This is a genomic window from Paraburkholderia sp. PGU19, from assembly GCF_013426915.1.
Classification (GTDB): domain Bacteria; phylum Pseudomonadota; class Gammaproteobacteria; order Burkholderiales; family Burkholderiaceae; genus Paraburkholderia.
Map to the genome: position 1 here is coordinate 917,480 of NZ_AP023181.1, position 26,267 is coordinate 943,746.

Below are 26,267 nucleotides of genomic sequence, written 5' to 3' on the forward strand. Positions count from 1 at the left end.
GTTGTCACTCTTAGGGTGTTGCTGGTTCGACGATGGGCCGTTGGCAAGCAACGGCACCATGTAAAGAATCAGGACTCGCGCGGATCGAGCGCGTCGCGCAGACCGTCGCCGAGCAGGTTGAAGCCGAGCACGGCCAGGAAGATCGCGATGCCGGGAAAGATCGACATCCACGGCGCCTGGCTCACGAAGTCCTTCGCGGTGTTGAGCATCGATCCCACGACGGCGCGGGCGGCAATTGTCCGAGCCCGAGGAATGACAGGCTCGCTTCGGCGATGATCGCGCTCGCCACCGTGAGGCTCGCCTGCACGATGATGGGCGGCAGCACGTTCGGCAGAATGTAACGCAGAATGATGCGCGCGTGATCGAGACCGATCGCACGCGCGCCTTCCACGTACTCTTCCGCTTTCACGCTGATCGCCTGGCCGCGCGTCAGGCGGATGAAACGCGGCATCGCCGAAATGCCGATCGCGGCCATCGCGTTCGTCAGGCTCGGCCCGAGAAACGCGCTCAACGCAATCGCGAGAATCAGGAACGGAATGGACAGCAGCGCGTCGGCGATACGCGAGATCACGCCGTCGACGAGCTTGCCGAAGTAGCCCGCGAGCAAGCCGAGCGGCACGCCCAGCACGACCGCTATACCGACCGATACTACGCCCGCCAGCAGCGACGCGCGCGCGCCGTACAGCAGGCGGCTCAATACGTCGCGGCCAAGTTCGTCGGTGCCGAACCAGTGCGCCGCCGAAGGCGCCTGGCGCACGGTCATGAAGCTCGCCTGCACCGGGTCGTACTGCGTGAGCCACGGCGCGAACACGGCCATCACGACGATCAGCGCGACGAGGATTGCGCCGAACACAGCCGCCTTATTACGCATGAAGCGTACGAGGCCACGGCGCTTGCGGCGCGGCAGCGTGGCCGCAGCGGAACGTGCATCGATTGAAGTAGCCATCAGCTGCGCCTCAGTCGGGGATTGAGCAAGATGTAGAGCACGTCGGCGCACAAATTCACGACGATGAACGCCAGCGCCGTGACGAGCACGACGCCTTGCACGACGGGGTAATCGCGATTGAACACAGCATCGACGACCAGCTTGCCGAAGCCGGGAATCGTGAACACCTGCTCGGTCAGCACGGCGCCCGCGAGCAGTTCGCCGAACAGCAGCGCGAGCACGGTGACGATGGGGATCAACGCATTTCGGAACGCATGCTTGACCACCACCGCGCCGCGCAGCAGACCTTTCGCACGCGCAGTGCGGATATAGTCGGTGCGCAATACGCCGAGCATCGCGCTGCGCGTGTGGCGCATCAACTGCGCGCCGAGCGCCGCGCCCAGCACGAACGCGGGCATCAGCATGGTCTTGATGCTGAGCCAGAAGTCTTCGCCCGGCGATACATAGCCCGACGACGGCAACAGATGCCAGCGCACCGACACAATGAAGATCAGCATGATGCCAAGCCAGAAGTTCGGTATCGACATGCCGGACAGCGCGAAGATGTTCGCCGCGTAATCGAGCGGCCCGCCACGGCTCGCCGCCGAAATCACGCCGGCCGGTATGCCGATGCCGATAGCAAGAATCATCGCCATCACTGCAAGCTGTAGCGTGACGGGCAGCTTCTGCGCGATCAGCGAGCGCACGGGCACGTCCGTGCGCAGCGACGAACCGAGATCGCCGTGCGCGACGTCGCGCACCCACAGCGCGTACTGCGTCGGCACCGGCTGATCGAGGTGATACTTGACGCGCAGCGTCGCGATGACCTGCGCGTCCTGATCTTCGCCCGCCATCGCCAGCACCGGGTCGCCTGGCAGCAGCTTCTGCAGGCCAAAGATCAGCACCGACACCAGGATCAGCGTCGGCACGGCCACCAGCATGCGATTCGCGATGATCCTCAGCATGACGCTCAGCCCTTCACCGACACGCCGCGCAGGCGCACCAGACCGTCGGCGGAAGGCGTGAAGCCCTGCACTTTCTTCGACAGCACGAACGGCCACGGTTGCGCGTACAGATAGACGATCGGGTCGTCGTCGGCGAGGATCTTGCCGGCGGCGTCGTAGTCGGTCTTGCGCTCGGCCGGGGTGAGCCGCGTGCGCGCGTTGTCGAGCAGCGTATCGACCTGCTGGTTGCAGTAGTGCGCGTAGTTCAGGTTGCCCGCGCAGGTGTTGAACTGGTGCAGATTCCCGTCCGGGTCGACGCGGCCCGACCAGCCCGTGTACATCGCCTCGAAATCGCCGCTATGCCCGGCGTTCAGTTCCGTTGCGTAATCGCTCGGACGCAGCTTCAGCGTGATGCCCGATTCGCTCAGCATCGCTTGCAGCATCTGCGTGATCTGGCTTGCGACCGTGTTGTTCGGATACGCGAACTCGACAGTCGGATGCTCTTGACCTGCCGCTTTCAGCAACGCCTTTGCTTTCGCGACGTCGCGCTTCGTGGTCGGCAGCGATGTGTTGTAGTACGGACTCGACTTCGGAATGCCCTGGTTGGCGGGAGAGAAGATGCCCGCGCCAATCACCTGGTCGATGGCATCGCGATCGATCGACAGCTCGAACGCCTGGCGCACGCGCTTGTCCTTCAGCGGATTGTTGCCGCGCGGCCCGTTGTTGATGTTGAACGTCACGTAGTAGAAGCCGAGGCCCGTCACCGGCTTGAACTGCACGTTCGCGTCGCCCTTCACGGATGCGACATCGGAAGGTGCCAGACGTTCGAGCATATCGAGCGAGCCGGAGCGAAGGTTCGCGAGACGCACGGTGCTGTCGGGGATCGGCTGGAACACGACGCGCTGGATCGGGTACTTGTCCGCGTCCCAGTAGCCCGCGAATTTCTCCAGCACCACGCGATCGTTCTGCACGCGCTGCACGAACTTGTACGGACCCGAGCACACAGGATGCGAGCCGACGCCAGCGGCATCGGCGAGTGTCTTCGGCGCGAGCATCATGCCGGCGCGGTCGGACAACGTGGCGAGCAGTGCGGCGTCCGGCTGCTTCAATACGATCTTCACGGTGCTGTCGTCGACCACATCGACGTGATCGACGGATGACAGCTCGCTCTTGCGATTACTGGTCGACAGACTGCGATAGCGGTCGAGATTCGCCTTCACGGCGGCCGCGTTGAACGGCTCGTCGTTCTGGAACTTCACGCCCTGGCGCAGCTTGAAGGTCAAGCTCTTGCCGTCGGGGCTCGTCGTCCACGAGGTGGCGAGCATCGGCACGATCTTCAGGTCGGGCGACACATCGACGAGCGAATTGCACAGCGACGCAAACACGATGCGGTCGACGAACTGCACGCTGCGGGCGGGATCGAGCGAGCCGATGTCGTCCTGCAAGCCAATGCGGATGGTGCTCTGGGCCATCGCGGCGGAGGCGCCCATTGCGAGCGCGGCGGCAATCAACATTCTTCGCATGCGTTATGTCCTTGTTGCAGTTCGGGTTGCCATCAGAGGGTGTGCTATGTGTTCGCCGTCAGCGCCGCCTGCTTTTCGCGGTAGATCGCAAGGCGCTCGTTCAGCTTCGTGCTGACGCTCGCGGCGAGCGGCGCGCCGCCACCCGCGTTCTGCACGTCGCGCCAGAAATGGCAGGCGACCTGCCGCCCGCCCGGCAGCGTTTCGGCCAGCGGTCGCTCCTGCGAGCAGCGCGGCTTCGCATGCGGACAGCGCGTATGAAAACGGCAGCCCGGCGGCGGCGCAGTCGGGCTCGGCAGATCGCCTTGCAAGGCGGGCTTCGTGCGGCGCTCGTGCGGACTGCTGGCGGGAATGGCGCGCAACAGCGCCTGCGTGTACGGATGGAGCGGCGCGTCGAACAGCTCGTCGACCTGCGCCAGCTCGACGATTTCGCCGAGGTACATCACCGCGACGCGATCGCTCATATGGCGGATCACGGCGAGATCATGCGCGACCATGACGAGCGTGAGACCGAGTTCCGCCTTCAACGATTCGAGCAGATTGATGACCTGCGCCTGCACGGATACATCGAGCGCCGACACCGGCTCGTCGCCGACGATCAGCTTCGGCTCGCCCGCCAGCGCGCGCGCAATGCCGATGCGCTGCCGCTGCCCGCCCGAAAACTCATGCGGATAGCGCTCCGCATACGCGGGTTGCAGGCCGACTTTGGTCAACAGTTGCGCAACGCGCTCGCGGCGCTCCGACGCATTGCGCGCGAGACCATGAAACGCCACCGGCTCGCCGATGATCTGCCCGACGGTCATGCCGGGATTCAATGACGCGAACGGGTCCTGAAAAATGATCTGCATCTCGCGGCGCAAGCGGCGCAGCTTCGCGCCTTGCCAGTGCGTGATGTCTTCGCCCTGATAGAGCACGCGGCCTTGCGTCGCATCGATCAGTCGCAGCAGCAGACGGCCGAGCGTCGACTTGCCGCAGCCCGATTCGCCGACGATCGCAAACGTCTCGCCCGTTTGCACGGCGAACGACACGTCGTTGACGGCATGCACAGTCGGCGTGCGCGCGAACATCTGGCGCTCGCCGCCGAAGCGTTTGGTCAGCGCGCTCGCTTCGAGGATGGGTGTCGCGATGTGCATCAGGCTCGTCATGTCAGCTCCTTCTGCTGAACCGGCTTGACGAGCTGTTCGACAGGCGCGAGCCAGCATGCGACGCGATGCTCGCCCGACAGCGTCCGGTCGGGCGGCGCGGCGTCGATGCAGCGCTGCTCCGCGAACGGGCAGCGCGGCGCGAAGCGGCAGCCGCGCGGCATCTGCTCGGGCGACGGCACTGAGCCGCGAATCGTCGCCAGCGACCCTTCGCGCTTTCCGACCGACGGAATCGCGCCCATCAGCCCGATCGTGTACGGATGCTGAGGGTCGTCGAACAGATCGGCGACCGTGCCGTATTCGACGATCCGGCCCGCGTACATCACTGCGACGTGATCCGCGACTTCGGCGACCACGCCGAGATCGTGCGTGATCAGCAGCATCGCTGTGCCCGTCTCCGCCTGAAGCGTGCGCACGAGCGACAGCACCTGCGCCTGGATGGTCACGTCGAGCGCGGTGGTCGGCTCGTCGGCGATCAGAAGACGCGGGCGGTTCGCGAGCGCCATCGCGATCATCACGCGTTGGCGCATGCCGCCCGACAGTTGATGCGGGAAAGTGTCGAGCCGCGTTTCGGGTGCGGGAATATGGACGAGGCGCAGCATCTTCAGCGCTTCTTCGCGCGCCTCTGCGCGGCTGACGCCGCGATGCCGCCGGATGCTCTCGCCAATCTGCTCGCCGATCGTATAGGCGGGATTGAGCGAGGTCATCGGCTCCTGGAAAATCATCGACATCCGGTTGCCGCGAATGTCGGCCAGCTCCCGCTCGGACAGCGCGAACAGATCCATGCCTTCGAACAGCGCGGAGCCCGCGACGCGCCGTGCGGGCGGACTCGCGAGCAAACCCATCAGCGCCAGCGACGTGACGCTCTTGCCGCAGCCCGACTCGCCGACCATGCACAGTGTCTCGCCTGCATGGACGGGAAAAGAGACGTTATCGACGACATTCGGCACATCGGGCGCGTTCGAAAACTTCAGCGAGAAGCCGCGTACATCGAGAACCGGCCGGCGTTCAGCAGCGGTCATGCCTGGATACTCCGCATTGTGTCGCTCGTCCTTTCAAATCGTCATCGAACGATCATACTGGCGGCCATCGCACAAAAAATATTAAACTTTCTTTTCCATACTTAAGTTTTTCTCATGAGTCGATCGAACGATCGACCGTGAATCCCCGATCCGGAACCGCCCATGCCGACGCTTCGCATGTTGAAGACCTTCAAGGCCGTTGCCCGCACCGGCTCGTTCTCGGCCGCCGCCGATAAAGTCGCGCTGACGCAGGCCGCCGTCAGCCTGCAGATGCGCGGGCTCGAAGAGGCGTTGGGGCGGCAACTGTTCGATCGTAGGGGGCGGCAGATTACGTTGACGCAGCACGGCCAGTCGATCTGGCCAAAGGTCGAGCAGATTCTCGATCTGCTGGCCGAACTGGAGGGCAAGCCGGCTGATGCCATGGAAGGGCCTGTCACGATCGGCGCAGTCGTGTCGGTGATCGGGGCGTTGTCGCTGGCCGTGGCGAGGCTAAAGGCAGCCCATCCTCGGCTCGACGTGCGCCTGCTGTCGGCACGCTCGGATGAACTGGCGAACATGGTGGAAGTGGGCGAAGTAGATGTCGCTGCCGTGGTCGCGCGCGCGGACGAATCGCTGCCTGACACGCTGAAGTGGACCACGCTTTATACGGAGCCGATGATGCTGATAGTAAGCCGCGACGTCGCCGACAACGATCCGCAGCGCATCCTGCGCAGCCAAGGCTTTCTGCGTTTCGACCGGCGCGTGCGCACCGGCCAGGTTGTCGAGCAGGCGTTGGAAAAAGCGGGCTTGATGGTCAACGAGTATCTCGAACTCAATTCGATCGAAACGATCGTCGCGCTGGTGCGTGAGAAGGTCGGCGTCGCGGTGCTGCCGCTGCTGATACGCGGCAACTGGCTGAACGACCCGCTGCTACGCGTGATCCCCATTTCAAGCCCGCCGACGCTGCGCACGGTCGGCATGGTGCAGCGCGCGTCGGATGACCGCAAGGCACTGATGCGCGAGATCGTCGATACATTGCAAGCGATGCCGCGCGACAGGGCGTGACACTCGGCGAAAGGACAAAAACGCCTAACCTTCCATCATCCGCATCGGCGAAGCGACGCGGCCGCGTCCCGCGTGCTTCGCTTCGTAAAGCTGGCGGTCGGCGGCATCGATCAGCTCGGCGGGCTGCGAGTCGGCAGTCGGGAGCAGCGTCGCGACGCCCGCCGAGATCGTGACCGTTTCCGCGCAACCCGAATCGAGATGCTCGAGCTTGAGCGCGCGCACGCCCTCTTCCATGTGCATCGCGATACGTGTCGCCGCTTCGAGCGGCGTGTTCGGCAACAGGCAGGCGAATTCCTCGCCACCATAACGGCCCACTGTGTCGTAAGGGCGGCGCAGCGTTTCCGTTATCCGTTTCGCTACGGTTTGCAGGCAGCGATCGCCCGCCTGATGCCCGTAACGGTCGTTGTAGCGCTTGAAGTAATCGACGTCGACCATCACCAGCGACAGCGGCGCCGATTCGCGCAGGCAATGCCGCCAGCTCGCGTCGAAATCCTCTTCGAACTTGCGCCGGTTGCCGACGCCCGTCAGTCCGTCGACGAGCGCGATCGAGCGCAGCACGTCGCCCTGCATTTTCAACGACAGATGCGCGCGCACCCGCGCACGCACGATGGCCGGCTTGACCGGCTTCGTGATGAAGTCGACGGCACCTAGCGACAGGCCGAACTCTTCGTTGGCTTCGTCGGTCTGCGCGGTGACGAAGATGATGGGAATCGTGTGCGTCAGCGGATCGGCCTTCAGGCGGCGGCACACTTCATGGCCGTCCATGCCGTCCATCACGACGTCGAGCAGGATCAGGTCGGGCATTACCTTGCGGCACAGCTCGATGGTCTGCGCGCCGCTGGTCGCCATGAACACGTCGCAATCGTCCTTGAAGAGCGCATGCAGCGCGCGAACGTTCACGGGCTGATCGTCCGCGATGAGCACCTTCGGACGCCGCGAGAACGTGTGAGCCCAGTCTCCGGGGATGTGTTCTAGCATGTCAGGTTATCCAGCATCTCACGCGTGCTTGCGGCAGCCGTGACGAAGTCGAGCGCTTCGATCTCGGCGAGCAGCCGGTCGAAGCGCGGCTGCAACGCTGACGGCACATGCGGCGCGAGCGTTTCCGCGAGATCGAGCGCTTCCAGATTGGACGACTCCAGCCGTTCGAGCAGGCGTCCAAGCCGCTCGCGATATTCGTCCGTCTGCAGCTGGGCGGCGCCCGCCGCATGCGCGCTTTGCCTGCTGCCGAACACGACACGCAACCGCGCAACGCTATCGAGCAGCAGACGTTCGAGGCGGTCCACATCAACGTGTGCGACGGATGCCGCTGCTTCGCCCCCGTCCGCGTCGTGCGCCTCGATCACGCGATGTTCGAGCGCCGCCGCGGCATCGGCGAGCGCCTTGGCGCCCATCGTTCCCGCGCTGCCTTTGATCGCATGCAGCAGCGCCGCGCTGCGTCCCGTGCCGCCCTGCTCCGCTTCGTCGCGCAAGTCGTCGAGATGCCGCTCCATTTCGCTCACGAACACGCCGAGCGCCTTGCGGATCAGGTCTTCACTGCCGCCAAAACGCCCGACGATCGATTCCTTTCGTTCGAGCAATTCGTTCGCGGCAGGTTCATCGCCGGTGCTTGAGTTCGCCGTCGACGCCAGCGGCGCACTTGCTCGCGTATGGGCCAGCGTATGTGACAACAGCGCGTTGACCAGTTGCGCGACGTCGATCGGCTTGCCGACGTGGTCGTTCATGCCCGCCGCGAGACACGCGTCGCGGTCCGCGCGGGTCGCGTTCGCCGTCATCGCGATGATCGGCAGCGACGCGAAGCGCTCGTGCGTGCGAATCAGCCGCGTCGCTTCGAGACCATCGACATCCGGCATCTGCATGTCCATCAGCACCGCGTCGAACACGCGCGTGCCCGTCAGCACCTTCTCCACGCCTTCGAGCCCGCTTTCGGCGAGCGCCACCTGCGCGCCCTCGCGGCTCAACAAGCCTTCGGCCACTTCGCGGTTCAGCGGATTGTCTTCGACGACCAGCAACCTGAGGCCCGCCAGCCGCCCGGCGCCAGCGGGCACGTGCGCCGCGGTCCGTTTCGTGTGGGTCGCCTTCTGGCCCGTCAGCACGCGCTGCACGGTCTGCGCAAGCTGCTTCGGCGTGACGGGCTTCGTGACGAAGGCATCGAACGGCATGTCGTCGGATTCCTGCGCGGCGGCGAGCACTTCCTGACCGTACGCGGTGATCATCACGATAGCGGGCGTGCTGCGGCCCGCGCGCGCTTCATCGATCCGCCGCGCCGCTGCCAGGCCGTCGAGATCGGGCATGCGCCAATCGAGCAGGATCACGTCGTAGCCTTCGTTCTCGCGCTCGGCGGCGCTCGTCAGCTTGACGGCTGAAATGCCGCCCGGCACCACGTCCGCTTCCCAGCCGAGCGCGCGCGCCGTGCGCGACAACACTTCGCGGGCGATACCGTTGTCGTCGGCGACGAGCACGCGCAAGCGCCGGTCGCGCGGTTGATAAAGATCGAAGTGGTCCACGGGCACGACATCGCTGACACCGAGATTGATGTCGAACCAGAAGCGGCTGCCCTTGCCGAGTTCGCTCGCCACTTCGAGCTTGCCGCCCATCAGTTCGACGAGCCGCTGGCTGATCGCAAGGCCAAGCCCGGTGCCGCCGAAACGGCGCGTGGTCGACACTTCGGCCTGGCTGAAGCCTTCGAAAATCTGCGTGAGCTGCGTCTCGCTGATGCCGATGCCGCTGTCCGTCACCGAGATCCGCACGCGCACGCCGTTATCGAGCCGGGACAGCAGCGTGAAGCTGACGACTACCTGCCCTTTGATCGTAAACTTGAGCGCATTGCCCGCGAGATTCACGAGCACCTGTTGCAGCCGCAAGCTGTCGCCGATCACGACAGGCGGCAAATCCGGGCTGATATCGAACAGGACTTCGACTTCCTTGTCGTACTGGTTGCCCGACAGCACAACGCCGAGGTCCTGCATCAGCGGCTCGATTTCGAACGTATGCGTGTCGAGCTGGAGCTTGCCGGCTTCGATCTTCGAGTAGTCGAGAATGTCGTTGAGCAAGCCGAGCAGCGACTTCGCCGCCGTCTCGGCTTTTACGACGTAGCCGCCCTGCCGCTCGTTGAGTCCTGTGGATTGCACGAGATCGAGCATGCCCAGCACCGCGTTCAACGGCGTGCGGATTTCGTGGCTCATGTTCGCGAGGAACGCCGACTTCGCTTCATTCGCCGCGTCGGCCTGCTGCTTCGCGTCGCGCAGCCGAAGCTCGATATTGCGCGGCTCGGTGACGTCGTGATTCACGCCCGTCATGCCGACCGGTTTGCCCGATACGTCGCGCTGGACGGTGAAGGTGGTCTGGATATGGCGAATTTCGCCGTCGGGCAGCACGATCCGGTAGAGCGGCAGATGGATGTGCTTCGCCGTGATTTCGCCGGCAAACGCGGCTTCCAGTTTTTCGACGGCAGGCGCGCGGTCCGGTTCGTACACGCGCGACAGCCAGTGCTCGAAACGCAATCCTTCGGCGGGTGTCGACGTGTAGCCGAAAATCTCGAACATGCGCGTGTTCCAGCGCAGCGCGTCGGTTGCAAACTCCCATGACCAGATACCAAGCTCGGCGATATCGGCGGCCAGCAGCAACTGGTCGCGCGCTTCCGACAACTCGGCGCGCTCGCGAATCTGCTCGGACATATCCGTGATCACGCAGACGAAACGGCGCTCGCCGCCCGTCACCATCGTCCCCGTTGACACATGGATGGGGAACTCGCTGCCGTCCTTGCGCAAGCCGGCCAGCTCGCATTCGCTGGCGATCTCGCGTGGGTCCTTTTCGACGTTCTCGGCGAACTGCGACGCATAGCGGGTGAACAGTTCGTTGACCGTGCCCGACACGAGCACGCGCACATCCTTGCCGGCGATCTCGCGCTCCGCGTAACCGAACGCCTTCTGGCCCGCCGGGTTGAGCGTCAGGATCACGCCCGAGCGGTCGAGCGTGAGGATGGGATTGACGGCGGTGTCGAGAATCGCGCGCGTCGTTTCGAGACTCGCGGCCAACTTGCGCTCGATGCGCGTGCGCGCGTTCGCGTTGCGCACCAGCCGCCAGCCGAACACAGCGAGCATCAGCACGAGCACGGTCGTGCCCGCCGCATGCCATAACGTATCCGACCACCACGGCGCAAGGATCTCCTCCTGCGCGAGCGCCGCGGCGACGAAGAGCGGGTACTGGCTCAGATTGCGCACGCTGTTCAGGCGCGTCACGCCGTCCTGCGCCGATTTCGACACGAAGCGGCCCGCTTCGCCCGATTTCTGGTGCACCTTGAATAGCATCGTATCGGCGATGTTCTTGGCGATGAAGCGCGTCTCGAATGGACGGCGCACGATCATGATGCCGTTGTCCGCAGCGAGCGCGACCGCGCCGTATCGGCCGATATCGAGGCTGTCGTAGAAGCGCGTGAAGAACTCGATGTCGATGGTCGCGAGCGCGACGCCGGCGAACTGTCCGTCCGGGCCGTCGATGCGGCGCGATACGGGGATGATCCATTTCCCCGTCGCACGGCTTTTCACGGGCATGCCGATGTGCGGGCCACGGTCGGCATGCGTACGGTGATAGGCAAAATATTCGCGGTCGGCGTTGTTGAAGGTCTTGACGAGCGTGGGCTGCGAGTTCGCGAGCCAGTTGCCGTCGCGGTCGTAGAGATACAGGCCGTTGAGTTGCGGCAACTCCGTCACGCGCTGCACGAACAGCCGATGCAGCCGGTCGAGCGCGGCCGTGCTGACGCCGTCATGCTCGACGCGCTCCACGACGCCCACCAGCGTGGTGTCGGCCTGCTTAATGGTGTCGTCGGCGTGCTGCGCCATGGCGCGCGCGAGGTTCGCGGTCGCGACGGACATTTCCTCCATCTGGTCCTGACGCGACGTGACGCTGCGCCATACGTCACTGCCGATCAGCAGCGCGCAGACGACGACGAGGAACAACGTCACCCGGATGGGAAGCGGGATACGACTGAAAACACGACTGGCCAAGCGAAGTCTCCGACATGCTTACCGCATCATTTAAAGGTGGCCTACCGGCAATTCTTGCCTGTATTGGCGTAGCAATCGCCGAAAGCGCGCGAAACGACGGCTACGCACGCAAGGACAGTGCCTTGGTGCCTGATCTCGAGACTACCTTGACTTTCCGGTTAACGACAATGGTCTGAAGTTCTTTAAGACGGGCGGAGTGGGTCATTCCGATACCAATCGTAAGGTGAAACGCGCAATTGCGGCCCTGATGCGCGCAACACCTACACTAGACAAGGCGAGTGCCGTTCTATCTTTTAAGCGCGCAACGGGAAACACATTCCGGCGATGACGATGGATATCGAACTGTGGCTGGGCGGACTTGGGCTCGAGCAATACACACAGGCCTTTGCCGACAACGACATCGACGCGGCGATGCTGTCCGGGCTCACTGACGCGGATCTGAAGGAACTCGGCGTTCGCTCGCTCGGGCATCGCAAGCGGCTGCTGGCGGCGATTGCGCAGCTGCCGGCTTCGGGAGCCGATGCGCCGCCGGTGGCCCAGCCTGCCCTCGATAAACCTGTCGCGCCCGCAATCAGCCCGCCAGTGGAAGAGCGCAGGCAGGTCACCGTGCTCTTCGCCGACCTGTGCGGCTTCACCGCGCTCTCGCAAACACTCGATCCCGAAGAACTGCGCGAACTGATCGGCCGCTTCACCGGGCTGGTCGACGGCATCGTGCTCGCGTATGGCGGCACCATCGACAAGCACATAGGCGATGCCGTGATGGCGCTCTTCGGCGCGCCGCGGGCGCACGAAACCGATCCGCTGCGCGCGGCCCGCGCCGCGCTCGACATTCACGACGCGCTCGACCAGCTGAGCGCGAAAAGCGCGCGGAGCTTGCAGGCGCATATCGGCATCGCAAGCGGCGAGGTGGTGGCGGGCGCAGTCAGCCGTGCCGATGCGCAGGACTACACGGTACACGGCGATGCGGTGAATCTTGCCGCGCGGCTGGTCTCGGCGGCGGGCGCGCGACAGACGTTATTGTCCGACGGCGTGCGGCGCGCGCTCGGCGACAGCGCGATCTGCGAGCCGATCGGCGAGATGCACTTCAAGGGCATCGACGTGCCCGCGCGCGCGTGGCGCCTCTCCTGCGTCGTGCGCGAACCCGCGCGTGCGAGCCGCAGCCGGTTCGTCGGGCGCAAGGCAGAACTGGAACAATTTCGTGGCATCGTGCGCGCGTGCATCGAACAGCGAGCGGGACACGTCGTCTATGTGCGCGGCGATGCGGGCATCGGCAAGACGCGGCTCGTCGATGAGATGCGCGTGTTTGCTCACACGCATCGCTTCGCCGTGCATCGGGGCCTCGTGCTCGACTTCGGCGTCGGCAAGGGGCAAGACCCGGTGCGCGCGATCATAGACAGCCTGCTGGGCCTGTCGCCCGCGGCGGATATCGAAGAGCGTAAGGCCGTGGCCGCGCGCCTTGTCGGCAATGGCATCATCCAGCCCGAGCAATGCGTCTTTCTCGACGATCTGCTCGACCTGCCGCAATCGGGCGAATGGCGCACGCTCTACGACGCGATGGATCACGGCGCGCGCAAGCGCGGCAAGCAGGCAGTCGTCGCGGCGCTGACGGCTGACGCATGCCGGCGCGGCGCGAGCATGATTGTCGTCGAAGACCTGCATTGGGCGGATGCCGAGGTGTTGGGCTATCTGTCTGCGTTCGCGTCTGGTATCGGAGGCGGCACGGGACTGCTGGTGATGACCTCGCGCATCGAAGGCGATCCGCTCGATGCCGCGCGGCGCGCCCGGATGCGCGACACGCCGCTCGCGACGATCGATCTCGGTCCGCTGCGCCGCGACGAAGCGCTGACGCTCGCGGGCAATTTCATCGACGCGACGCAGCGCGTGGCGCTCGCTTGCATCGAACGCGCGGACGGCAATCCGCTATTCCTCGAACAGCTTCTGCACAACGCCGAAGAAGGCAGCGGCGATGCCGTGCCGGCGTCGATCCAGAGTCTCGTGCTCGCGCGCATGGACCGGCTCGAAGCGCGCGACCGCGTGGCCTTCCAGGCGGCATCGGTGATCGGGCAGCGCTTCGGGCTCGCGCTGCTCAGACGGCTGATCGACGAGCCGGACTACGACTGCGGCACGTTGGTCGCCAATGCACTCGTGCTGCCCGAGGGCGATGATTTTCTGTTTGCGCACGCGCTGATTCAGGAAAGCGCGTACTCGACGCTGCTGCGGGCGCGGCGGCGCGAGTTGCATCGTCGCGCCGCCGACTGGTTCGCAGACAGCGACGCCGTGCTGCGCGCACAGCATCTGGATCGCGCTGAAGACGAGCGCGCGCCGCAGGCCTGCCTCGATGCAGCGCACGCGCAGCGGACCGCGCATTTCACGGAGTCCGCGCTGCATCTGATCGAACGCGGGCTTCGGATCGCGCAGTCGCCGCGCGACACGCATGCGCTGACGTGCTTCAAGGGCGAGTTGCAGTGCGATCTGGGGGACATTCCGGCGTCGATTGCCACGTATCGCTCCGCTGTCGATGCAGCACCCGATGATGCCAGCCGTTGTGTCGCGCAACTTGGACTCGCGGAAGGCTTGCGGGTCAGCGAGGGCTTGAGCGAAGCACTCGCGTTGCTCGACGCCGCGCAGCAGATAGCGGAACGCGAAGACAGCGTGAGCGAACTTGCGCGCCTGCATCATCTGCGCGGCAATATCCTGTTCCCGCTCGGACGGATTGACGACTGCCGGATCGAACACGAACGCGGGCTCGCTTACGCGCAGCGGCTCGGCTTGCCCGAAGCGGAGGCGCGTGCGCTGGGCGGCCTCGCCGATGCCGCCTATGCGCAAGGCCGGATGCGCACGGCATTCGAGCATTTCAGCCGTTGCGTCGCGTTGAGCCGCGAACATGGTTTCGGCCGCATCGAAGTGGCCAACCGGTCGATGCAAGGCTTTAGCCGTATCTATCTGAACGAGGCGCGCGAGGCCTGTGTCGATGCCATCGCTGCGTCGCGAGAGGCGGCGCTTGTTGGGCAGCCGCGCGCGCAGTTGCTATGCGAAACGCTGGGCGCGTTCGCGTGCTACGAAACGGGCGACATGCGCGCGGCACAGGTTCATCTCGAACAGGAGATGCGGTTGATCCGGCAACTCGGCGCGCGCCGCTTCGAGGCGCAGAACCTCGAGATGCAAGCGCGTGTGTTGCTCGAAAGCGGTCAGCGCGAGGAGGCGGCGCGCGTTTTGAGAGAGTCGTTGGCGCTGTGCCAGGAGGTCGGGATGCAGTTCAGCGCGCCGAAGGCATTGAGCGCGCTGAGCCGCGCTGTCGACGATGACGTCGAACGGACGCGTCTGCTTGCCGAAGGGGCCGATCTGCTGCGGCGCGGCGCGGTTGGTCACAATCATTTGTGGTTCTACCGCGATGCGATCGACGCCATGCTGTCGATGCGCGATCCGGCAGGTACGCTGCGCTATGTCGAGGCGCTGGAGCAGTACACGCGGGCCGAGCCATTACCGTGGGCGCAACTGTTCGCGGCCCGCGGTCGAGCGCTCGCTGCCGCGCTTGATGATTCAGCCGATGAAGGCTTTTTCCTGGAACTTCAGGGTGTGCGCGTGGCACTGGCGGCGGCGGGGTTCGATGGCGCGCGGCGCGCGGTGGATGCGGCGCTGGCAGTGAACCAGACTTCGCGGAAGCGTGATCGGTGACGAGCGATAACGGCTGCGCACTTGAAAGGGTTTTGGTTGCGCGTGGTGGGTATTGTCCTGATCACTTACGTTATCGCAGCAAGTACCAAAGTGGAAACCTTGCCATCGTTTTCGAATTCGACAAAACCGATTCTGCTGTACCAGTCATAGGCAACTCGATTGCATACGAGTACATGCAAGTACAGCGGCTTTTGTAAATGATTGGACAACGAGATCACCTTGGCAATCGAGGCACGGCCAATTGACCTGTTTTGCATCTCGGGCACGATACAAAGCATCCGCAGCCATACGAGATCGGGTTCGATGTCCCAGTGCACAAATCCGCATTGCTTGTCTTCCCATGTCACTATTTGACAAGAGCCTTGGCGAAGGCTTTTGGCAAACCCAGCCCGCTGCAAGTCGTCGTCCCAGCCATACGTCGAGGCAACGAAACCTTTCATCGTTCGCCGATACGTGTCGAATAGCCATTCCGAGTCTTCAGGTACAGCCTGCCGATAATCCAGATTCATCACAACCGCCGCTCGCGATAAGCAGGTCTTAGCCAGAATATCGGATGCAAGGGATTGGCATCAATGGGTAGAAGCCAGCGAGTGTCGACGGATGCGTGATGTCCGCTCCCAAGCATTGGGCCTCACCTCGTCAGACGGGTAGCCGTTCCCGCACTGCGGGCTGATTTTGATGTTGCAGAAGAATCCGGAAGATGAGTCCGTGCGTGATCAGCAGTAGTGGTACGACGAGAGTCGGAATGAAGTAGGTCGCGCCCAACTGACCCGCCAAGAGCCCGGCATTATTGGCCTGATAGAACGCGTTCAGGAGATCTGCCAGGCCCCACCAGTTGAAGATCCAGGCGACTACAATGCCAGCCCCGCGTGGCAGTAATACTAGCGATAGCAACGCGAGTATCGCCGCAACGAGATCCCCGTAGGCAGCGCAATTCGCGAAGGCAGACGGCAGATCGGGCGACACGACACCTGGGAAGAGGAATGCCATCCCAATGAATCGGAAGCTGTTCAGGATGAGAAGAGGTCGCAGCGCATCGACGGGTCGCAGGAGGCGGAGTTTTGGCCAGATGTATCGCCTGGTGACGATTCCCCACGTGCTGAAACTGAATGCGATGCTAACGAAAAACCAGAGCTGGGGCAGCATGAGTCTCTCCTTTGATTCGAATTCCCGCGATCGATCACGAGAATTTAAGCGCGCTGTGTGCGTAACTCTGCGATCACAGCGCTTCGCTCCGCGTGAGCCATGGCATGCTCGCGCAGCCAGACCTTGGATTCAGGGGCAAACTGCGGTTCTGACGGGAACGGGCGGCGTAGTTCACGGTCGTAGCGCTCGAGATCGAAACCGGGGCTGAGCGGGGCGATCACGAACTGCGCGAACTGGCGAAGCCAATTGCCAGGCGTCCGCCGGTTGCCTGGAAGCGCCGCGTAGCGACGCGCGATCGTCTCGAAGTCCTCGGCAGGCTGACCGGTCACATCGGGGACGTCCGTGGTCGGAGCGTCCAGCTCAAAAGCCCCGCGTCTGTGATCGTCAATGTAGTAGCGAACGCCGCTGATCAGGTCGATCGGCAAGCCACCCATCCGGGCGGCCTTCATGAATAGCCAGATCGGTATTGGCACGACCTTGACCGGTCGTCCGACGGCCTGGCCGATCGCCTTGGCCATGTCCTCCGCGCCAAGCAGCGCCGGCCCAGTGGGACGGTAGCGCTTCCCGGCGTGCCGTGCAGGATCCATCAGGGCCGCGACGGCGACTCGCGCGATATCCTCGTTGGACGGTGGCGCATTGCGGCTAGCGCCATAGATCCACGGAAATACGCCGAGGTGGGCAGCAAATCCCGTCAATGCGAGATAGGCGTCAGCGAAGAAGCCCGGCCTCACGACCGTATGCGCGACGCCCGGCGTCATCGAGAACAGCCGATCGACGAGCCAGAGCTGCCGGGTCATGAGGGCGGGATGCGAGGGACTCGACAGCCACTGGGTCAGGCTGACGATGTGTTCGAGCCCGGATTCCCTGGCGGCGACGGCGAACGCGACCGCGCCCTGAATCATGTAGGGATCGAAAGGCGGACAAAAGTAGGCGCGCTGAACGTCTTTCAGCGCGTCGGCGACGCGCTCGACATCACTCATGTCGGCGACCGCTAGCTCGGCCCCCTGCGCTTTCAGCCGCGCGCTGCGGCCATCTTCCCGGTGCACCATGGCGCGTACGGGATAACCGGCCTTCAGTAGTTCGGCAACGACGACGCTGCCTGTCTTCCCGGTCGCACCGGTTACAAGAATCCTTGGCTTGAGCATGATCGCCTCCAGGCAGTCGTGGTACTCGTTGGTACCAGACGGTTGTTTCAGTATGGTACTATGCGGTACCGAATGTCAAGAGAGACGATGATGACCACGGGATCGCTGTCAAAGGAGCGTCAGGAAGACCGCGACGAAACTGAGGTGCGCGCGCGCATTCTCGATGCAGCCTTCGCGTCGTTCATGACGAGTGGCTACGCGGCGACCAGCACGCTTGAGATCGCCACGCGCGCGCGGGTTTCGAAACGAGAACTGTATGCGCTGGTGGGCAACAAGAAGGAAATGCTGATCGCGTGCATCAGCGCGCGCGCCACGAGACTGCAGGTACCCGCTGACTTGCCCGTGCCGCACGACCGCGAGACACTCGCGAACGTACTGACTTCTCTCGGGACACAACTCGTCCGCGAGATCACCGATCCAACCGTCATTGCGGTTTTCCGACTGGCAATCGCCGAGGCGGTCCACGCGCCTGAGGTGGCGCAAGCGCTCGACTCCACAGGGCGAGAGACAAGTCGTGCCGCCTTGCGTCAAATCATGGCCCGGGCTCGGGCGTCCGGACTTCTCGATGGCCGTCCTGCCGAACTTGCCGAACAGTACAGCGGGTTGCTGTGGGGCAATTTGATGGTTAGCCTGCTGCTTGGCGTCGCCGAGCGGCCGAACTCACGCGAGCTCGCGGCACGTGCCCGCAGCGCCACAGCGGTCTTTCTTCAACTTCATCCGCTCCCGTAGCGCCGCGATGCCCCGCCAGTCCATCTAATGCGTGGACGATCCTTTCGATGCCATGGTCAACTGGCGATTCTGGGAGTTTTCCAGGTGAACCGGCCATTGGAATGACGACGTTCTGAGTTGCGAGAACGGCAACTATCGGTCGACCCGTGACTGAAAGTGATCGGCAGAACCCGACCCGAGCGGACTTTCGTTAAGTTGAGGTATTGAAGTCTCGCCGCAAAGCGCAGGGCGCCAGTCTCTGCGCGATCGGTCTTCAGCGCTTTTCCGAGTGGCTCGCGAAAGCTGGGAGTATGGCTTCTGGCATCTCTGCTCCGTCCCGCGCAAGAGACCAGGCTGCGTCACCTCGCGCGCGAGCTTGCCGTTCGCGAAAGGTGGAATGCAATTGCGCCGGATTTCTGTACCGGCAGTTCTTTTCCGCAGCGAATGGCGAGCAGGATGACGGCTGTCGAATGGCATTACACCGCGCAACCCCGTATGAAAAAAATCAGTTTCGATGCCACATGCCATTTCGTGGACAAATGTGCGCCCCGTGCCTATGCTGAAACGCAACGAGCGCCTGGTTTCCCGGATCGGGCGCCCCCAATTGCACTGTCTCGTCCTGGACGACAAGGCACTGGCCGCAAAGCGCAACGTGTTTGACCGTTCGCCCCGCTGTCTTGCCTAGCGGTCAATCCCGATGGCAATGTTCAAGGAGTCGATCATGCCGCTACTGATGCTTTGGGGGCACGGAAGTTTTCGCACCAATTTTGGGTATTTCAAGGTACCTCAGCATGTCCAGATCCATTTCTTCGTCCCTGACAACACCAACCTCGATGATGAGGCGATCAGATACTTCGAGTATGGGGACCTGCGACAGGGTGTCACCGATCAGCTGGTTCTCGGGGCAAAGGAGGCACAGCAATCGGTCGACCGGATCGTGAAGGTTTACAAGGATCTGGTCAAGAATTACAAACTCGAATCGATCCTCGGCGACTTTCTCGCGCCCACGGCAAAGAACGCGTTGAAAAACGACAACGTGTGGACGCCGGGCAAGGAAACCGGCAACGGGGAAGAGTTGAAACATCTTCACGACATCGTGACCGAGTCTGCTCACCTTGGCAGCGCGGCGGATCCGATGATCATTCAATGGTGCGCCTGTACGCAAAACTATATCGGCAGCGACGAGGCGAAAGCGCCCGTCTCCAAAGGCAGCAAGATTACCAACAAGCAGAAAGGCTGCGGCTGCTACATCACGACGGCCACCTGCACGTCTCTAGGCTTGCCCGACGATTGCGAGCCATTACGCAAGCTGCGCTGGTTCAGGGACGAAGTCGTGTTGACGACTCCGCCAGGCAAGGCCGACATCCTGGACTATTACGCCACCGCACCGGAAATCGTTCGCGCAATCGAACGCGAACCCAATCCTGCTGCAATCTACTGTCATATCTACCGCGATTACCTGGTGCCAGCGCTCGCCGCGATCGATCGTGGAGACCATCTATCGGCGTATAGGATTTACGAATGCATGGTGGCGAATCTGAAGCGACGTTATGGGCTGCATTAGAGCGAAATCGACCTCTGCCGCCTTTGGCAAGAGCGGCGACTGGTTGTGCTTCTCCATAACCGCGCCTCGTCGGCCGCGGTCACCTCGACGCGGAGTTATGCAGTCGTTCCAACGCCAGGATTCTTTGGCTTCCGAACGGCAGATAGTGACACGAGATCGCAGATTGGGATGAGGTCATCTACGTACACGCGATTGAGGACGGTTAAACATCGAAGATCATCAGCTCAAAGGCCGGCTGACATGAAACCAATCTTGACCCTTGGCGGCGTCTGGGTCGCTGTAGCGGTGTCAGGGTGCACGACAGCAGAGACTGTGGATTCAGGTCCGCTCGCTGGTACGAAGCTGTTGATGTGTTCCTACGCCTTGCCGATCAGCCAATGCCAGGATCGCGCGGTTGAAGAGTGTCCGAACGGCTATCGCGCTGTTAAGTATTCGGGATCGATCAACGGAAAGAAGATGTACATCCGTTGCACCGACGATCATCAGTTCATCAATGACGAAACGGCGAAGTAACTGCGTGGCGGTTGCACGGTGGGCGATCATACACGCCACGTCCACTTGGTCTGACCGACGTTCCAGTTAAATTCGGCAAGACGTTATCCGGAATTGGCATACAAACGTGCAATGCCAAACGCCGAAGAAATCAGAGTTGGCCGATTATCCGAGCTTTGACCGTCTCGTACTCGGAGTCACTTATCAACCCGGCGTCGAGCATAGTCTTTGCCCTCTTCAGTCGCTCCGTGGGGTCTTCGTTAGACGTCGAGGTCGCGCCGTCTCGGCTCAGAGCCCCCTGAAAACCACCAGACTTGGCCCGCATTTCTTCGAGTTCGCGGAGACGACGCTTTTCGCGCCATGCCTGCTCTTGCGCCTGGCAAATGCGGTAGATCGCTTGAGCTTCATCCTTACGCAGGCCGGAGAACTCGAACGGACGTGTCGAGCCACCGATTGCCAAGTCCGGCATGGTCAACGCGCTGACTCGCAGCGTACTTCCAAAAATACCTGCTTGAATGTGCGCCGACTTGATGTCCTGCCATCGGATATCAATCGGAGTGAAGCCGCCGATCAATCCGCGAGTTATTCCAATTAAACGTCCCGTTGTGGCCGCGACAAGCGAGCGACGGTGTAGCAAGGCGAACAACCTGCGTTGTACCGCCGTCGATTTGATTTTCTCTCCCGCCACAAGCATTGAGTCCAGCAGTGTATATGCTTTCTCAAGTCCTGCTTCACGCGGCCTGGTTTGTTCTTCGCTCACTGATCGCTTCCATTGGCCCAGTAGTTGGTCTGACATCCCCGCCACGCATTGTGGTGGGAGGCGTGCGTAAGTGTCTTTTGGCCGCGCAGTTGGGCAAAATCCAAACGGCGTCGGGCCGCCCGACCTTTACCAATCTTCACCAGTTAAGCAGTTAAAGTCGATGATCGCACCCTTGGTACCGCTCATCGGAAACGCCTTGCTCTTGGGAAGTTTAGTCGATAGTCCGAACGCTTCGCCAAAACCTGCCATTGAATTTGCACGTTTGTAGTCGCACGGCTACGAAGCGAAAATGCGAGTCTCGATCCGGCATCACGTCGAACGGTTCCGAATTGAAACAGCGATTGGAATGTCGCCGTTCAAATTTTCGGGAATGGCAACGATTGGCCGGTTTCACCCACTGACGATGACGCCATAAAGCTGCCACTGCCTCAAGCCAGAGGTTTTGGATGGTGGCCTACCCTTCCGCACGTCAAACGATGGTCGTGCGGAAGGGGTTCTTGCAAGATGTCAGCAACTATGGACGCCTGGTCTAGCGTCCGCCTGAGACCCACCCATAGCACTGGTTCGATAAGCCGTTGGCTAAAACTTGTGACGCAAGGCAGCGCGGATCGCAAGTTGATGATTGTTCGATGAGTCACCGAGATTGCCAATATCAGCGACGGCAGGCGCGCCAGTCGACGATGTGCCTGATGCGCGTTGCCAGGCACCTTCGACATAGAGGTCTGTTCGCTTCGAAAGAAGGTAGTCCGCCATCAGCATCACCTGGTTGTAGTGCTGGTTGCCAACTGTCTGACCCGCAGTGGTGTTGACGGATTCACCCTTCAGATAGTCATACGCTGCGCTGAAACTCAGTGCTGGCGTAGCGAGCCATTTAACCGCGAAGTCGACGTTATTGAAGTGTGCCGCAGAGCCTGCGAGTAAACCGCCAAGACCGGCATATTGTGTGTTGGACCAGGAGGCTGTCACGTTAACCGGGCCAATTGCATATCCTGCACCGACCACTGCCGTCTGATATGCCGAGGCGCTGGCGTAACCCTTGTTGAGCGACTGCGATAGCTGCGACGCGCCGTTTGCATTCCCTGTAAAAAAGCCAGCTCCTGCCGTCGTTGACGTCGGATTCTTGAAGTATTCGAATGCGCCACCGAAGGTAAAAGGTCCGTTCGCGTAGCTGACACCAACGGAATAGCCGCTGTTCGCCGTGCCATCGCCAGGTACGCCGCCGACGCTATATTCGCCGCCTACGCTCAGGCCGCGATAAACAGGGCTCATGTAGCGGATCGAATTGTTGACGCGCAGCGAATTACCCGTGTTATCCAGATCGCCTGGATGAAGAAAGATTGCCGTACCGGCCTGGGAGCCCTGTGTCGTCACGGGTTGCGCGAAGTACAGCACCATGTCGTATTGCCGGCCGAACGTGAGCGATCCGTACCGGTCGCTGCGCAGGCCGACAAACGCCTGCCTGCCGAGGAACGTGCCGCCCTGCGCAGACTGGCCATTGTTGATGTTCAGCCCGGGCTCCAGCGTGAAGATCGCCTGCAAGCCACCACCCAGGTCTTCCACACCTGTGAAGCCGAAGCGGCTACCGTTAATGCCGCTTGTCGAATCGAGGAAGATCTTCTTTCCGCCCGTGGGTCCGCCGACGTTATTGAGGAACATCGCACCTTCATCGAGAATGCCGTACAGCGTCACCTTGCTCTGCGCGTGCGCGGCCGCCGAATACATGCCGACCACCGTGACAAGGGCGCATATCCTTATTCCAGATTTCATTTTTCAGATTTTATTTATCAGGCATGCTAATCGAATGGATTTCACACTGTCAAAAATTCAGGCGAAGTAGCGGTTGACGATGACTTCCGCGCTGTGGCGAAAGCAATCCGGTTATCAATCGTCTGGCAGAGTAACGATCGCGCCGCTGGCTGCGGCAGCGTGCACAGCCATCGTGGCCTGGAGTGTGCGCAGGCCATCGAGTGCCGAACACACGGGTGCTTCCGCCCCGTCGATCACCGCCCGGAAATGGCGAAGCTGTTCCGTGTAGGGGCAACCCGTGTGTAGCGCTGTCCGCTCCGCCGTCAACGGATCGTGCCATCCCTTGCCGGTGCGATACTCCCAGACTTCGAGCCGCGGCAGCGTGAGAGACGCATCCGTACCGCAAAGGTAATGGGAGTTCACGTCCTGTTGAGGAAACCGCTCGACCTCTCCGGCAGCGAGATCGTAGTTCCATGGCGCCGCCGTCGTGTCGCTTACGCTGACCGTTGCGAGTGCGCCATTCTTGAATTTCAGCACAATGGCCGCCGTGTCCTCCACTTCGAATCCACGCGTCTCGTTTGACGTGACGGCCTGGAGGCTTTGTACATCACCAAAGAGGTGCCTCAGCAGGTCGATGTCGTGAATCAGGTTGATGAGGATCGGGCCGCCGCCTTTCGTTCGCCGCCACGCGGTATCGAAGTATTCGTCCGGTTTGAGCCATGTACACAATACGGTCGCGCTGACGGGCCTGCCCAACCGGCCCGATGCAACGATCTCACGCGCGCGGCGCACGATCGGATTGTGGCGACGCTGGTGACCCACGAGAACCGGCACCTTGAATTCCTGGGACGCGTCGCGGATACGACGCGCGTCTTCGACCGTGTGCGCAATCGGTTTCTCAACGATCACCGCGATACCACGCTCGATGCAGTCCACTGCGATGGCACCGTGCGTCACATTGGGCGTGGCGATCACGACGCCTTTGGGCTTGACGGTGTCGAGCATCGATCGGTAATCCGCAAACCACGGAACGTTGTATGAGGCGGCCATCTGCCTTGCCGTTTCGCTGGGATCGGCGATGGCCGCGAGGCACACGTCGTTATGGTTTGCGGCGAGGTCAATATGTACCTTGCCAATGAGTCCGGCGCCGATGACGGCTATGGGTAGTTTGTTCATGATTCACACTTGCGGTTATTTCGTTGATGAGTCTCAGCGGCACGGCGTGTCAGTGCGTTTTTCACGTGCGTGCTGTATCAGATCCTTCGAAGATTGGAACGCCAGCCTCAGGCGTTCCGATGCTGGCAGCGTCTTGAACGGCATTTCCGCGCTGATGGCGATGTCGTCAGGTAGTGAACGCAAGAGATCGACAAGCGGTAGTGCACCTTGTCCGGGTGGCAGTCGACCTTCACGTGCCTCCCGAATCGTCGCGTCGTCGCCGACGGGCGCAATGGCGGGAGCGTCGCAGATCTGAACGGCGCGCAATTGGGAGGCCGGAAACCCGCGCAGTTCGGCCGGCGTGCTTCCCGAGCGTGCCAGGTGGAGCGCGTCGACGAGCAGAGCGCCGTTGGGTCGCGCCGCGGCGTCCAGCACGCGGCGCGCGGCGCCGATATTGTTGACGTGACGCCAGCGCATCGGCTCCAGGTCGATTCTCAGCCCGAACCCCGCTGCGAGGTCGCAGAGCCTGCCCAGATTGTCGGTCAGCCGCAAGACGTCGCCATCGTCGCCCGACACGGTCACCGCTTTGGCGCCAAGACCCGCGGCAGCCTCGAACATCGTGGCGTACGACTGAACGTCGAGTTCGGGCACGATCGAAATGAATTCGACTTCTTGCACCTTCATGCCATGGTCGTCGAGCAGACGGATCAACTCACGGTGTTCCTCCGTTCCCGCCTTCAGCGGATAGCACGGCATGCCTGGGGCGACGGGGTTCGTGCGGATGCCAACGGAGCTAAAGCCGGCGTGGGCGCTCTGCACGATGAGCGCGGCGGGAGCCAGTTCGAGCGCGGTGAGGTGTGCCACACCGATCTGAAGTTGTTTCATTGGATTGCTTCCTTCTTTTCGACAGAGCCGGAATCGAGTTCGATGCGCTTGATGTCACCGACGACAAAGATGTAGCAAAGCGCACCCACGAGGGTGATCGCGGAGACGAAAGCCAGTGCATACACGAACGAGCCCGTGGCGTTGACGATCAAGCCGATGACAAGCGGCGTGACAATCCCCGAGGCGTTCGCAAACAGATTGAAGATGCCGCCGCTCAGACCAAGCAGTCCTTTAGGCGCGATATCCGAGACGATCATCCAGGCCAGCGCGGACAGTCCTTGGGAAAAGTACGCAACACACAGAATGGCAATCACCGCTGCCGTCGAATCGACGAAGTTGGCCAGCACGATCGTCGAGCCGGTTAGCAATCCTGCCGTCACGGGCAGCTTGCGCGCCCAGTTCAACGACATGCCCCGGCGCAGCATGGCATCGGAGATCCAGCCACCGGCGAGCGTACCGACCGACGCCGCGATGAACGGGAGAACCGCCAGAACGCCGACCTTGAGCCACGGCATATGTCGCTCGGTGACGAGATAGGTCGGAAACCACGTGAGAAAGAAAACGTTGGTCGCATTGCTTGCGAACTGCGCGATGCAGATTCCAAGCATGCGGCGCTCCTTGAGGATGGCCGCCATATGGGACCACCTGAAGTGCACATGAATCCGGCCGCTGCTCACCACGCCACCGCCCGCTTCGATATGCTTGAGTTCGGCCTCATTCGCGCGGCGCGACTCGTGCGGTTCATTGAAGCGAGCGAGCCATACCCAGCCGAACATGATGCCAAAGGCGCCGACGAGGCCAAACAGGGCGCGCCAGCCGTATCGATGTTCAAGCCAGAAAAGCAGCGGGCTCAGAAATGCGAGGCCTGCATATTCGGCGAACGTATACACGCCTGTTGCGCGCGCCCGTTCGCTTTGCGGAAACCAGGTGGCGACAACGCGGCTATTGGTCGGAAAGCACGGCGCTTCCGCCATGCCGACGAGCAAACGGAGCATCAGTAGCGTGACAAACCCCAACGCGAGTCCTTGCAAGCCGGTGAATAGCGACCAGAGCGTCAGTGCGAAGAAATAAGTCCATTTGGTTCCGATGCGATCGAGCAGGATGCCACCGGGAATCTGCGATGCCGTGTAGGTCCACGAAAACGCCGAGAAAATGACGCCCATTGTGGCGGGCGTGAGTCCGAGATCGTGGCTCATGCTCGGCGCGGCGATGCCTGCAACGCTGCGATCGAGATAGTTGATCATCGTGCCGACCGCTAGTAAACCGAGAATGCCGAAGCGGGCGCGCGAGCGCCGCGCCGTAACCGAGGACGCGTCGGCGGCCTGAAGGCCTGAGGCGTATTTCATCGCTGTCTCCACCTTTTGTTGACTTTTTGCCGCATCGTTCGCGAC

The 26,267-nt window shown here is 62.3% G+C and carries 19 protein-coding genes and 1 pseudogene; 5 read left to right on the plus strand and 15 right to left on the minus strand.

The window, feature by feature from the left end; genetic code table 11:
* Positions 1-68: 68 nt before the first annotated feature.
* From H1204_RS34030 to H1204_RS34050, 5 genes and pseudogenes are all read right to left on the minus strand, one after another.
* Positions 69-946 (minus strand): annotated as a pseudogene (locus tag H1204_RS34030) (ABC transporter permease).
* Complete coding sequence (locus H1204_RS34035; protein ID WP_009770856.1) at positions 946-1,890, minus strand: ABC transporter permease; 945 nt, start codon at positions 1,888-1,890, stop codon at positions 946-948. Before H1204_RS34035 ends, H1204_RS34030 begins: the two are co-directional and overlap by 1 nt.
* 5 nt (positions 1,891-1,895) lie before the next feature.
* Positions 1,896-3,392 (minus strand): ABC transporter substrate-binding protein, encoded by a 1,497-nt coding sequence (locus tag H1204_RS34040; RefSeq protein ID WP_180734889.1) that lies wholly within the window; start codon positions 3,390-3,392, stop codon positions 1,896-1,898.
* A 44-nt stretch (positions 3,393-3,436) separates the two neighbouring features.
* Positions 3,437-4,534 carry an oligopeptide/dipeptide ABC transporter ATP-binding protein gene (locus H1204_RS34045; protein WP_180734890.1) on the minus strand — a complete coding sequence of 366 codons (1,098 nt, stop codon included), beginning with the start codon at positions 4,532-4,534 and terminating at the stop codon, positions 3,437-3,439.
* Positions 4,531-5,553: an ABC transporter ATP-binding protein gene (locus H1204_RS34050; RefSeq protein ID WP_180734891.1), complete on the minus strand. Its 1,023-nt coding sequence runs from the start codon at positions 5,551-5,553 to the stop codon at positions 4,531-4,533. Before H1204_RS34050 ends, H1204_RS34045 begins: the two co-directional genes overlap by 4 nt.
* A gap of 162 nt (positions 5,554-5,715) precedes the next feature.
* Here H1204_RS34050 and H1204_RS34055 point away from each other — a divergent pair, with 162 nt between their 5' ends.
* Entirely contained in the window at positions 5,716-6,597 is an 882-nt protein-coding gene (locus H1204_RS34055; protein ID WP_180734892.1) for a LysR family transcriptional regulator, read from the plus strand.
* 24 nt (positions 6,598-6,621) lie between these two features.
* Here H1204_RS34055 and H1204_RS34060 read toward each other — a convergent pair whose 3' ends face one another.
* Complete coding sequence (locus tag H1204_RS34060; RefSeq protein ID WP_180734893.1) at positions 6,622-7,575, minus strand: diguanylate cyclase; 954 nt, start codon at positions 7,573-7,575, stop codon at positions 6,622-6,624.
* Positions 7,569-11,600 (minus strand): response regulator, encoded by a 4,032-nt coding sequence (locus tag H1204_RS34065; RefSeq protein ID WP_243468952.1) that lies wholly within the window; start codon positions 11,598-11,600, stop codon positions 7,569-7,571. Before H1204_RS34065 ends, H1204_RS34060 begins: the two co-directional genes overlap by 7 nt.
* A gap of 330 nt (positions 11,601-11,930) precedes the next feature.
* Between H1204_RS34065 and H1204_RS34070 the strand changes: the two genes are divergently transcribed.
* The gene (locus H1204_RS34070; RefSeq protein WP_243468953.1) at positions 11,931-15,275 is read left to right on the plus strand and encodes an adenylate/guanylate cyclase domain-containing protein; all 3,345 of its coding nucleotides are present in this window, start codon (positions 11,931-11,933) and stop codon (positions 15,273-15,275) included.
* A gap of 65 nt (positions 15,276-15,340) precedes the next feature.
* Here H1204_RS34070 and H1204_RS34075 read toward each other — a convergent pair whose 3' ends face one another.
* The 3 genes from H1204_RS34075 to H1204_RS34085 all read right to left on the minus strand — a co-directional run bounded on the left by H1204_RS34075 (position 15,341) and on the right by H1204_RS34085 (position 17,566).
* Positions 15,341-15,784, minus strand: a complete 444-nt coding sequence (locus H1204_RS34075) for a GNAT family N-acetyltransferase (RefSeq protein ID WP_180734895.1) — start codon at positions 15,782-15,784, stop codon at positions 15,341-15,343.
* Between the two features lie 130 nt (positions 15,785-15,914).
* A complete protein-coding gene (locus H1204_RS34080; RefSeq protein ID WP_180734896.1) occupies positions 15,915-16,421 on the minus strand; it encodes a hypothetical protein in 507 nt (168 codons plus the stop codon).
* 44 nt (positions 16,422-16,465) lie between these two features.
* Entirely contained in the window at positions 16,466-17,566 is a 1,101-nt protein-coding gene (locus H1204_RS34085) for an NmrA family NAD(P)-binding protein (protein WP_180734897.1), read from the minus strand.
* An 87-nt stretch (positions 17,567-17,653) separates the two neighbouring features.
* Between H1204_RS34085 and H1204_RS34090 the strand changes: the two genes are divergently transcribed.
* From H1204_RS34090 to H1204_RS34100, 3 genes are all read left to right on the plus strand, one after another.
* Positions 17,654-18,295, plus strand: a complete 642-nt coding sequence (locus H1204_RS34090) for a TetR/AcrR family transcriptional regulator (RefSeq protein WP_180734898.1) — start codon at positions 17,654-17,656, stop codon at positions 18,293-18,295.
* A 700-nt stretch (positions 18,296-18,995) separates the two neighbouring features.
* Positions 18,996-19,838, plus strand: coding sequence for a CFI-box-CTERM domain-containing protein (locus tag H1204_RS34095; protein ID WP_180734899.1), 843 nt, complete (start codon positions 18,996-18,998; stop codon positions 19,836-19,838).
* Positions 19,839-20,078: 240 nt separating this feature from the next.
* Positions 20,079-20,351 carry a hypothetical protein gene (locus H1204_RS34100; protein ID WP_180734900.1) on the plus strand — a complete coding sequence of 91 codons (273 nt, stop codon included), beginning with the start codon at positions 20,079-20,081 and terminating at the stop codon, positions 20,349-20,351.
* A 130-nt stretch (positions 20,352-20,481) separates the two neighbouring features.
* On the opposite strand, the gene H1204_RS34105 is transcribed toward H1204_RS34100, so the two are convergent.
* The 5 genes from H1204_RS34105 to H1204_RS34125 form a co-directional block, all read right to left on the minus strand.
* Positions 20,482-21,090: a PH domain-containing protein gene (locus H1204_RS34105; protein WP_243468954.1), complete on the minus strand. Its 609-nt coding sequence runs from the start codon at positions 21,088-21,090 to the stop codon at positions 20,482-20,484.
* Between the two features lie 579 nt (positions 21,091-21,669).
* Positions 21,670-22,812, minus strand: coding sequence for a porin (locus H1204_RS34110; protein WP_243468955.1), 1,143 nt, complete (start codon positions 22,810-22,812; stop codon positions 21,670-21,672).
* Between the two features lie 159 nt (positions 22,813-22,971).
* Positions 22,972-24,012: a Gfo/Idh/MocA family oxidoreductase gene (locus H1204_RS34115; RefSeq protein WP_180734903.1), complete on the minus strand. Its 1,041-nt coding sequence runs from the start codon at positions 24,010-24,012 to the stop codon at positions 22,972-22,974.
* 33 nt (positions 24,013-24,045) lie between these two features.
* Positions 24,046-24,876, minus strand: coding sequence for a TIM barrel protein (locus H1204_RS34120; RefSeq protein WP_180734904.1), 831 nt, complete (start codon positions 24,874-24,876; stop codon positions 24,046-24,048).
* On the minus strand, positions 24,873-26,222 hold the full coding sequence (locus tag H1204_RS34125; RefSeq protein ID WP_180734905.1) for an MFS transporter: 1,350 nt from the start codon (positions 26,220-26,222) through the stop codon (positions 24,873-24,875). The genes H1204_RS34120 and H1204_RS34125 overlap by 4 nt, the downstream gene beginning before the upstream one ends.
* Between the last annotated feature and the right edge of the window lie 45 nt (positions 26,223-26,267).

Coding starts and splice junctions, on each gene's coding strand:
- H1204_RS34035 (WP_009770856.1), bottom strand. CDS start 1,890: ATGCTGAGGATCATCGCGAATCGCATGCTGGTGGCCGTGCCGACGCTG.
- H1204_RS34040 (WP_180734889.1), bottom strand. CDS start 3,392: ATGCGAAGAATGTTGATTGCCGCCGCGCTCGCAATGGGCGCCTCCGCC.
- H1204_RS34045 (WP_180734890.1), bottom strand. CDS start 4,534: ATGACGAGCCTGATGCACATCGCGACACCCATCCTCGAAGCGAGCGCG.
- H1204_RS34050 (WP_180734891.1), bottom strand. CDS start 5,553: ATGACCGCTGCTGAACGCCGGCCGGTTCTCGATGTACGCGGCTTCTCG.
- H1204_RS34055 (WP_180734892.1), top strand. CDS start 5,716: ATGCCGACGCTTCGCATGTTGAAGACCTTCAAGGCCGTTGCCCGCACC.
- H1204_RS34060 (WP_180734893.1), bottom strand. CDS start 7,575: ATGCTAGAACACATCCCCGGAGACTGGGCTCACACGTTCTCGCGGCGT.
- H1204_RS34070 (WP_243468953.1), top strand. CDS start 11,931: ATGGATATCGAACTGTGGCTGGGCGGACTTGGGCTCGAGCAATACACA.
- H1204_RS34075 (WP_180734895.1), bottom strand. CDS start 15,784: ATGAATCTGGATTATCGGCAGGCTGTACCTGAAGACTCGGAATGGCTA.
- H1204_RS34080 (WP_180734896.1), bottom strand. CDS start 16,421: ATGCTGCCCCAGCTCTGGTTTTTCGTTAGCATCGCATTCAGTTTCAGC.
- H1204_RS34085 (WP_180734897.1), bottom strand. CDS start 17,566: ATGCTCAAGCCAAGGATTCTTGTAACCGGTGCGACCGGGAAGACAGGC.
- H1204_RS34090 (WP_180734898.1), top strand. CDS start 17,654: ATGATGACCACGGGATCGCTGTCAAAGGAGCGTCAGGAAGACCGCGAC.
- H1204_RS34095 (WP_180734899.1), top strand. CDS start 18,996: ATGCCGCTACTGATGCTTTGGGGGCACGGAAGTTTTCGCACCAATTTT.
- H1204_RS34100 (WP_180734900.1), top strand. CDS start 20,079: ATGAAACCAATCTTGACCCTTGGCGGCGTCTGGGTCGCTGTAGCGGTG.
- H1204_RS34110 (WP_243468955.1), bottom strand. CDS start 22,812: ATGTATTCGGCGGCCGCGCACGCGCAGAGCAAGGTGACGCTGTACGGC.
- H1204_RS34115 (WP_180734903.1), bottom strand. CDS start 24,012: ATGAACAAACTACCCATAGCCGTCATCGGCGCCGGACTCATTGGCAAG.
- H1204_RS34120 (WP_180734904.1), bottom strand. CDS start 24,876: ATGAAACAACTTCAGATCGGTGTGGCACACCTCACCGCGCTCGAACTG.
- H1204_RS34125 (WP_180734905.1), bottom strand. CDS start 26,222: ATGAAATACGCCTCAGGCCTTCAGGCCGCCGACGCGTCCTCGGTTACG.